At 60.4% G+C, this 8964-nt stretch carries 9 protein-coding genes; 6 read left to right on the top strand and 3 right to left on the bottom strand.

What is annotated here, in order from left to right; all coding sequences use genetic code 11:
- Positions 1-32 precede the first annotated feature (32 nt).
- Complete coding sequence (locus tag VI25_RS08470) at positions 33-650, bottom strand: porin family protein (RefSeq protein ID WP_045688879.1); 618 nt, start codon at positions 648-650, stop codon at positions 33-35.
- 131 nt (positions 651-781) lie between these two features.
- Positions 782-1378 carry a porin family protein gene (locus VI25_RS08475; RefSeq protein WP_052695264.1) on the bottom strand — a complete coding sequence of 199 codons (597 nt, stop codon included), beginning with the start codon at positions 1376-1378 and terminating at the stop codon, positions 782-784.
- Between the two features lie 209 nt (positions 1379-1587).
- Between VI25_RS08475 and VI25_RS08480 the strand changes: the two genes are divergently transcribed.
- Complete coding sequence (locus VI25_RS08480) at positions 1588-2211, top strand: DUF4159 domain-containing protein (protein WP_045688878.1); 624 nt, start codon at positions 1588-1590, stop codon at positions 2209-2211.
- A gap of 8 nt (positions 2212-2219) precedes the next feature.
- On the opposite strand, the gene VI25_RS08485 is transcribed toward VI25_RS08480, so the two are convergent.
- The gene (locus VI25_RS08485; protein ID WP_152981548.1) at positions 2220-2882 is read right to left on the bottom strand and encodes a hypothetical protein; all 663 of its coding nucleotides are present in this window, start codon (positions 2880-2882) and stop codon (positions 2220-2222) included.
- Between the two features lie 168 nt (positions 2883-3050).
- On the opposite strand from VI25_RS08485, the gene VI25_RS08490 reads away from it, so the two are divergent.
- The 5 genes from VI25_RS08490 to VI25_RS08510 all read left to right on the top strand — a co-directional run.
- Positions 3051-4028 (top strand): AAA family ATPase, encoded by a 978-nt coding sequence (locus VI25_RS08490; RefSeq protein ID WP_045688876.1) that lies wholly within the window; start codon positions 3051-3053, stop codon positions 4026-4028.
- 148 nt (positions 4029-4176) lie between these two features.
- Complete coding sequence (locus VI25_RS08495) at positions 4177-5055, top strand: DUF58 domain-containing protein (protein ID WP_045688875.1); 879 nt, start codon at positions 4177-4179, stop codon at positions 5053-5055.
- A gap of 87 nt (positions 5056-5142) precedes the next feature.
- On the top strand, positions 5143-5667 hold the full coding sequence (locus tag VI25_RS08500; RefSeq protein WP_045688874.1) for a BatA domain-containing protein: 525 nt from the start codon (positions 5143-5145) through the stop codon (positions 5665-5667).
- A complete protein-coding gene (locus VI25_RS08505) occupies positions 5613-6728 on the top strand; it encodes a hypothetical protein (protein ID WP_045688873.1) in 1116 nt (371 codons plus the stop codon). Before VI25_RS08500 ends, VI25_RS08505 begins: the two co-directional genes overlap by 55 nt.
- A 38-nt stretch (positions 6729-6766) precedes the next feature.
- The coding region (locus VI25_RS08510) for a DUF4175 family protein (RefSeq protein ID WP_161806904.1) at positions 6767-8964 on the top strand (2198 nt) is incomplete at its 3' end.

Here is an 8964-nt window from a genome sequence, read left to right on the forward strand (position 1 = left end):
GGCTTTTGCTATTGAAGCTACGGGACAGATGGTTATTTGGAACCAAATAGGTAGCCGACAGAAAACTCTACTACGCGATTGTGCAAGCCACCAATATCCAGATAGTCACGCAGTTGCTTTTGCGACTCATCGTTATTAATGTCCGTTACTCCATAGTTGAGGCGCGCCGAGAGTAGCAACCCATTTTTCAGGTCAGCTCCCAGGCCGGCACACAGGGCCACGTCACCTTTGTAGTTGTCTTTCACGTCGACATCTTCCGTGCGGAAGCCGCTGCCGTTGGAACTCGCGTAGTAGCCCACCTGGCCTTCCCGCTGAGCAGCCAGCAGCAGCCCGAACTGCGGCCCTACCTGCAGGTTGACTACGTTGCCCAGATAGATTTTTGCCAACACCGGGATATTTAGGTAGGAGAGTTTGGTTTTGTTCTCAAGCGCCACTCCTGGCCCTACAGGAATCTCATTATTGGAGCCTTGCTGGGAGTATACCAGCTCTGGCTGCAGGGCAAAATGCGCAGCAGGGCGCCACCGTAGTACGCCCCCAAAGTGAAACCCAGGCTTAAACTTGGTGTCTTGATTGATGCTGCCATCTAGCACAGCGAGGTTTAGGCCGGCTTTTGCGCCCACCTGAACTCCCGTTTGAGCCCAGCAAGCCACTGTAGAACTAATATAGCAACCCGAATACAAGCGTAAATTTTTGCATAAAACGAAGAAGTGAAACTGAAATTTGTCGCAAGCACGACATTTGTTTCAGTCTCACCAAACCATTTCGGGTACAAGCTGGCAGTTTAGTTGCCGAACTGGAAAGCCAAGTATCCTTGCACAACCCGGTTGCGCAGGCGGGGGTCGTTGGTTCCGGTCACACTTTTCACGTCGTTGATGTCATTGACCCCGGCATTGAACCGAGCACCCAGCAGCACGCTGCCCAGCTTTAAGCCGGCTCCCGCGCACAAGCTCACGTCGCCCTTTTTGTAGCTGCTATAGGGGCCGTTGCCACTGGATGAGGCACTCACGCCACCATCGGCTTTTTCTGAGAGAAGCACGCCAAACTGGGGGCCGGCTTCCACGAATACCGGCCCCAGCGTCACTTTGGCCAGGATGGGCACGTTGAGGTAGTGCAGCTTCGTATCGTAGTTGCCGAGGGCATCTTTAAATGAGCTACCCTGCAATGAATACAACACTTCGGGCTGAATAGACAGCGGACCCAGCACTTTGGCTTGGTACAGCAGGCCCACGTGGTAGTAGGTCTTGTAGTCGGTGGACGTGGAGCCTAAGTTTTCACCATCCAGCACGGCGGCATTAATACCGGCTTTCACTCCGAGCTGAGCGTGCGCGGCGCCAGCTACTAAGAGCGACGGCAATAGGAGAAGCAATTTTTGTTTCATAGTTGCAGGTAGTCAAGTATTTCTGTAGTACAACAGGTGTACGTGTCAAACGCAGAAATACGCGCCTAGTATATAGCTGCAGCAGGCGCCACCTGAAATTCCACACCCAGCCCAACGCTAGTTTTTCTTGATTCCTGGCTGGGTAAGCCACCCTAGCGGTGCAAATTGCGTCCTTCCCCTGCTGCTCTCCGAACCTCTATCTTTTTACCGTGCCCGCACCGTTTACGTTTGTACGCCTGCAATACCGCTCCGGCGACTGGGATGCCGTGGATGAGCGGATGCCGGCCAACTTGCTGCACTCCTTGGTGCAGTATACCAAAGTACCCGTTGACCCCAAAGAGAAAGTAGTAGCGCTCGACTCTCCCGAGCTGTTCCGCTACCCCTTCTGCTACCTCTCCGGGCACCGCCTAGTACAGTTTTCGGCGGCGGAAAAGAAAAACTTCGAGCAGTATGTGCGCGGCGGGGGCTTCGTATTCGTGGACGACTGCAACCACGATATAGATGGACTATTTGCCCGTTCTTTCGAAGAACAGATGCGGGTTAGTTTCGGGGCGGGTGCTTTAAAGAAGCTACCCAAGACCCACCCCATCTACTCTCAGTTTTTTAAGTTTCCAGAAGGCCCTCCCAATACCGGCTTCGAGCTTAATGGCTGGGGCGACGACCTGGTGCACGACTACCTGAAAGGCATCGAAATCAACGGGCGGCTAGCCGTGCTCTATTCCAACAAAGACTACGGCTGTGAATGGGACTATGACTTCCGCAACAAGCGTTTTCTGGCCGAGGACAACACCAAATTTGGAGTCAATATCATTCTGTACGCCCTCACGGCCTAGTTGGCAGCTTAGAAGCGGTAGCCTAGGCTAATGCGACCGTCGAATACCGAGCTGTTTCGCTCGTAGTAGGTTTTCTCTTGATAGTAGCCGCCGGGTGCGGTGCTGGTGTGCACAGGATTTACCCGGACCCACGTCATTATACCGCCCGATACATCGAGCAGGAGACGACGGCGCACCCCAAGCGGTACTTGGGCTCCAAGTAACACGCCGGCCCCGGCTAATTTGTGCGTTTCCACGGGGGTGTAGTAGAATTGCTGCCGCACATATCGGTAGCTGATGGTAGGGGCCGCATACAGGCCCGCTAGGCCCCGCTGGTGCCGCTGATAGTAGTAGTAGCGGCCTTGCAAAGCCAGGCCGCTTGTGCGCTCATCGGGCGTGCCCCCGTGCACCAGCACCTCGGCATTGGCACTGGTGCGCTGCCCTAGCTGCCGCTCATAGCCCACTAGCACCGGCAGCAGTACCCGGGGCTGACTAGTAAGCGCATTGTAGGCAACGTTGCGGGCCAGCACGCCGCCCAGGTCCAGACGAACAGCGTTGCGGTAGCTAGGGGGGGCTTGGAGAGTAGTGTCCGGGGTGGTTTGGGCGCGGGCAACCGGACTCAGAAAAGCCGCCAGAACGGCTGGCATCAGGAAGCGGAGCAGGCGGCAAGTGCAGGAGCAATTGTGTATCATGGCCCGAAGTAGATACTTGTACCGGCGGCTGGCAAACCACTCTGCCCGTCAATCAGACTTTAGCTTCTAAAGAAAAATGCGGCAAATTCATTTTTCTAAGCATCCTTACTTTGGTATAGCTGACTTTATCTTACGCGCATCTTCCTCTTCCACACAACGCCCGAGTCAGTGACCGAACAAGACGTTACTCGCCTACTTCAGAAGCTTCCCCAACTCAAACAGGAAATCAGCAAGGTCATTGTGGGCCAGCAGGAGGTGCTGGATGAAGTGCTGGTGGCACTGCTAGCCGGTGGCCACGCCCTATTAGAAGGCGTGCCGGGCCTGGCCAAAACCTTGCTGGTACGCACCCTGGCCCAGGCCACCGACTTGCCCTTCCGCCGCATCCAGTTCACCCCCGACCTGATGCCCACCGACATTCTGGGCACGGAGGTGCTGGAGGAAGACCACGGCACCGGGCACCGCTCCTTCAAATTTAATGAGGGTCCCATCTTTGCGAGCTTGGTGCTGGCCGACGAAATCAACCGCACGCCTCCTAAAACCCAGGCGGCACTGCTTGAGGCTATGCAGGAAGGCCATGTAACGTACGCCGGCCAGGAACATGCCTTGCCAAAGCCCTTCTTCCTGCTGGCCACGCAAAATCCCATTGAGCAAAGCGGAACCTACCCCCTCCCCGAGGCCCAGCTCGACCGTTTTTTGCTTTACATCCGCATTGGCTATCCCACCGAGCAGGAAGAACTAGCGGTGCTGAGCGGCACTACCGGCAATGCGCGCCCCGAGGTGCGACCAGTACTGGGCGGCGAGGAAATCCGGCAGCTACAGCAGCTCACCCGCCAAGTCAGCATTAGTCCGGAGCTATTGGGCTTCGTGAACCGGCTGGTGCGCGCTACCCGCCCGGCTACTTCCGACGTACAGTTCATTCGGGACTACGGGCGCTGGGGGGCGGGCCCCCGGGCTGGGCAGGCGCTTATTTTGTGCGCCAAGGCCAGAGCCTTGCAGCTCGGCCGCTTTGCCGCTACGGTGGAAGATTTGCACGCGTTGGCTCCCGCTGTGTTGCGCCACCGCGTGCTGCTGAACTTTAACGCCGAGGCCGAAAGCCTCACCCCAGATGATGCGGTACGGGAACTGCTCAAGGCCGTGCGGGTCTAGCGCGCTTGCCCACAGCGCCTGCTATCTGCTTCCGCAAGCGAAGAGAAGGAGGTACTGCTAGCTCAACTTGCATGCTACGGCTGGCACCTGCTTCTACTGGCATTTTCCTACTGCCCCCCAGCACCCAACCACTGATTGTTACTCGCCGATGCTGACGCCCGAACATCTTCATGCGCTGCGCAACCTCCCGCTGGCGGCCCGGCAGGCGGCTGAGGGCCTGTTGCACGGGGCTCATGCCAGCCGCCGGAAGGGCGCCGGCATGGAGTTCAGCCAGTATCGGCCTTACCAGCCCGGTGACGATTTACGTCGCCTCGACTGGCGCTTAGCGGCGCGCTCAGATCGGTACTACCTGCGGGAATCGGAGATAGATACCAGCCTGACGGTACACCTAGTGCTGGATGCTACCGCCAGCATGAACCACCAGGACGACAATGGCCTCAGCAAGCTCGATTACGCCCGTTTGCTGTGCGCGGCGCTGGCCTACGTAGCTACGCAGCAGGGCGATGCCGTGGCGCTTACGGTGCTGCATCCGGCGGGCCTACAGCACCTGCCCCCGCGCGCCGACCCGCGCCAGCTGCCGCGCCTCTACCACATGCTGGAAACCCTACGCGCCGAGGGTACCTTCCCCGACCGGAGTACGCTGGCTCCCCTCACGGCCCGCCGCCAACCTGGGCTCATTATTTGTCTAAGCGACTTGTATGAGGAGCAGGACGAGATTATGCGGCTCCTAACGCGGCTACGTGCCGCCTCCGGCGACGTGCTGCTATTGCACTTGCTAGCGCGCAACGAACTGGAGTTTTCATTTCGCGGGGCCGTCACGTTTCAGGACTTGGAAACGGGCCGCACCCTTCAGCTTGATGCCGACCAGCAGCGTAGCGCCTGGCAAACTCACCTGCACGAATGGCTGCGCAGCACGGCTACCGCCACCCGCCGCCAAGGATTCGACTACTACCAGCTGAGTACTGCCGAACCCCTGGACCGCGCCCTGCGGGAGTTTCTACGACAACGCACCACCCGCATGGCCTGAACCTTAGCCTAAAAAGCGGTCCGTACCACGCAGCTTTCCTGCCACGAAGAACGACTTTTTGTTTCCACGCTTAACTGCCTGAGCTCTTTGCCTGCCTTCTTCCTCCAACACGCTACTGCCGGAGTGCTGGCCCTACTGGGGTTGGCTGTGCCAGTGGCTATTTACCTCTGGAACAGGCGCCCCGGCCGGGTAGTGCAGGTGGGCAGCTTGCGGTGGCTGGAAACAGGGGCCAACCGCCGCTTGCGTAGCCTCAAGCCTGAGGGGCTGCTACTGCTGCTGGTACGAGCAGCCATTGTAGGGCTGCTGGCCTTGGCCCTAGCTTACCCAAGCTGGCAAGCGGCAGCTCCTGCCCCTCGTGGTCAGGTGTTACTCAGCCTGATGCTTCCGCGGAGGCACTTAGCTCGCTTCAGCCTACCATCGACTCCCTTCGCCGCCGTGGGTACGAGCTGCGGGAACTGCGGCCCCGGCTTCCGCTACTTTCGGCCGAAGCCTGGACTGCGCGCCTGCGCGCCACCGCCCCCGACTCAGTACTGGCTACCGATGATGGAGTCCCGAACGTGTGGGCGCAGGTACGCCAAGCGGCCGACTCCTTCCCCAACCGCCCCCTGGTAGTGGTAGCCCCACTGCTGATGCGCAACTTCCGGGGCACCCGGCCCGCACTACCCGCCAACGTAACTTGGCACCCTGTGCCGCCTTCCACCGATTCTGCCACGTGGCTGTTAGCGGCCTACCAGCCCCACCCAGATAGCATAGTACTAGTGCTGGCCCACGGCTCCGAAACTGCGGTGCGCGTACGCCCCCTGCGGTTGCGGCGCCCTCTGGCCGAAACAACTCTCCCCATATTACCAGCGCCAACGCAGGTCACCTACCAGCCCAAGGCTGGGCAACCGCGCATACGGGTAACCACGGGCTCAACTACCTATATTGTTCCCGTGCAAGCTACCACTCCACGCTGGTGGGTGAGCTACGATGCGGCTCACGCCCCCGATGCCCGCGTGTTGGGGGCTGCCCTGCAAGCGGCTGGGTCCGTGGCGCCAATACGGCCGCGCCTTACTGTTTCTACCCAGCTTCCGCCGCTTACTGACTCCCTCACGTGGCTGTTCTGGCTGCGCGACGCCCCCGTACCAGCTGCTTGGCGCCAGCGGGTGCAGCAGGGCATGCGCCTGTGGCAAGATGCCCCAGCTCCAGGTGCATCAGTGTCCACTACCTTGCCCTTCAGCAGCATACAGCCTCCCGTGCGCCTTCTGCGCCACGATACCCTGCCGCTGCACACCAGTGCGTGGGCGCTCTGGACCGATGCCCACGGAAGTCCGGCGCTTTCCGTGCAGGCAGTTGGTCGTGGTCTGCTATACCATTTGCACACCCGCCTTGCTCCTACCTGGAGTGAGCTGGCCGACTCCCCTGAGCTACCCAGCCAACTGCTCCCCCTGGTACTAGCGCCCCCCGCCACCAGCACAAACTCCCTTGACCCACGCCAGCTAGATCCCACGCAACTCAGTGGCAACCAACTAACACCATCATCGGTAGTTGCTGTCAGTAGCGCTCAGAGCGGCCCCGTGCACGACTCTACGCCCTTGGTAGTATTGGCAGCGGGCCTACTGTTTGCCGTGGAGCGGTGGCTGGCTACCCGCCGTCTTGCTCAATCCTCCGCTTCATCCGTTCCTGCCGCATGAGTAGTGTTGCGCCCCCCCCTGCTCTAGTAGCTTCCTCCGTGCTTGCCAAGCTCCACCAAAATTGGCTGCAGCGCCGGGCCTTGGCGGTGGTGCTACCCACGGTAGCGGCCTTGCTGCTGCTGGGGGTAGTAGGAGCCTACTGGCCGGCCTGGCGCTGGCTGGCGCTAGTGAGCGGGGTACTATTGCTGTGCGGGGTAGGGTGGCAACTAGCTCGCATTTTTCGCAGCCCAATAGCGGCTGCGGCCCGCCAGCTAGACCGGCGTTATCCCGACTTAGAAGATAGTACGGGCCTTCTTCTCCAACACAGCGCCGATTTCAACCTGCTGGAATCTTTGCAGCAGCAACGCACTAGCCGGCGGCTGGAGCACTTGGCGTCTGCGGGTACTCCGCTTTTACCCGTAGCGTTTAGGCAGCCTGCGTTATTGACCGCGGGCCTGTTGGTAGCCGCGGCTATTATTTGGTGGTTACGACCCTTTGGGCCGTCAGCAACGACGGAGCCAGCGGTGCAATTGCACTTCCAGGAAGCGCCGGTAGCGGGCGAAAAAGTGGTGCCAGCGCTTGTACGTAGCACCACCATTCACGTAAGCCCACCTACCTATACTCGTCAGGCAGGGTACACGGCCTCCCAGCCTTCTTTCCGCTGCCCTCAAGGCAGCCGGGTGCGCTGGGTAGTGCACGTAAGTGGCCGTGCCGCCGCGCCCGTGTTAGAGCTAGGACCGCGCCGGCTGCCCATGAGGGCCGTGGCCGGGCAGCCAGATGCCTATGCTACGGAAGCGGACGTAACATCGTCTGCTCTCTACCGGGTGCGCTTCGCGGGGAAAGTTTCCGATGATTACGCTATTGATGTCCAGGCCGACCAAGCCCCCACGCTGCGGTTGCTCACACCCAAGGCGTACACGCTGGTGGAGTTTGGGCACCCGCCTCAAGTGGCGGTGCGCGTGGCGCTCGGCGACGACTATGGCCTGACTCACGCCCGCCTAGTAGCCACTGTTGCTCAGGGCCAAGGCGAGGCCGTCAAGTTTCGGGAAGTAGCCACCGACCTCAGCGCTGGGCTGGGCGGCGCTCAGCCTACACGCGCTACGCTACAGCACGTGTTGCGCCTACCAGCCCTGGGCCTAACGTATGGCGACGAAGTATACTTCTACATTCAGGCCTGGGACAACCACCAACATTCTACCCGCTCCGACACCTACCTGGTGCAGTGGGAGGACACTGCGGCTACGAGCAGCACTCTCGATGCCTCATTGGGCGTTAATACTGCTCCGGCTTACTTTCGCAGTCAGCGCCAAATCATCATTGACACGGAAAAGTTGGTGGCCGAACAACCTCGCTTGGCTGCCGCTACCTTACTAGAGCGGGCCAACACCATTGGCTTCGACCAGAAGGTGCTCCGCCTGCGCTACGGCAAGTTTTTAGGCGAGGAAGGTGACCATGGTCTCGGGGAAGGAAACCACCCACCCGTAGCGGAGGAGACGCCAGAAGAAGCACCGGGCCTGGGCTCCGTGGTAGCCGAAGACCACGCAGAGCCCGCCACCGCCGAACATGCTGCCGAAGAACACACGGCCGATGATGGTCACGACCACGGCCACACCCTACCCGACCCCAATGCTCCGGCGGGTACCGAAGCCACGGCCGCACTGATGGAAGCCTACATTCACCGTCACGACGACTCTGAAACTGCCGATTTCCTGGAGCCCGCCGTGAAAGCCAAGCTACAGGGCGTACTAAGCCAGATGTGGGAAGCCGAGTTACGCCTGCGTACCGGTCGCCCCAAAGAAGCATTGCCGTTTGAGTACCGAGCCCTGCGCCTGCTCAAGCAGGTACAGCAGCAAACCCGTGCCTACGTGAAAAAAGCCGGGTTTACGCCCCCACCCATGCCCGAAGCTACCACCCGCCTCACGGGTGATTTGGCCGGTACGCAGGCGCCCCGGCGGCAGCAGCAAGTAGCTACCCCAGCAGCACTACCTACCGTGCGCGAGGCTTTGCAGCACATGAGCCGCCTGCGCCAAGGTCAGGCCGTACCAAGCACCGCGGCCGCTACCCTCGACCGTGCTGGCACTGAGCTGACACGGGCAGCCCTGCAGCAGCCCGGCCGCTACCTTACCGCCCTCCGCGCTCTGCGTGACATCAGTGGGGCATTGCGGGCTGGCCGCGCAGTTCCCATGCCAGCCCTGCCGCTAGCAGAACGAGCCCTGACGGATTTGCTCCCCCCTACTCCTCCCGCCCCCCAGCGCCG

The organism is Hymenobacter sp. AT01-02, from assembly GCF_000961955.2.
Lineage (GTDB): Bacteria > Bacteroidota > Bacteroidia > Cytophagales > Hymenobacteraceae > Hymenobacter > Hymenobacter mucosus.

Coding starts and splice junctions, on each gene's coding strand:
- VI25_RS08495 (WP_045688875.1), top strand. CDS start 4,177: ATGCTGACGCCCGAACATCTTCATGCGCTGCGCAACCTCCCGCTGGCG.
- VI25_RS08485 (WP_152981548.1), bottom strand. CDS start 2,882: ATGATACACAATTGCTCCTGCACTTGCCGCCTGCTCCGCTTCCTGATG.
- VI25_RS08475 (WP_052695264.1), bottom strand. CDS start 1,378: ATGAAACAAAAATTGCTTCTCCTATTGCCGTCGCTCTTAGTAGCTGGC.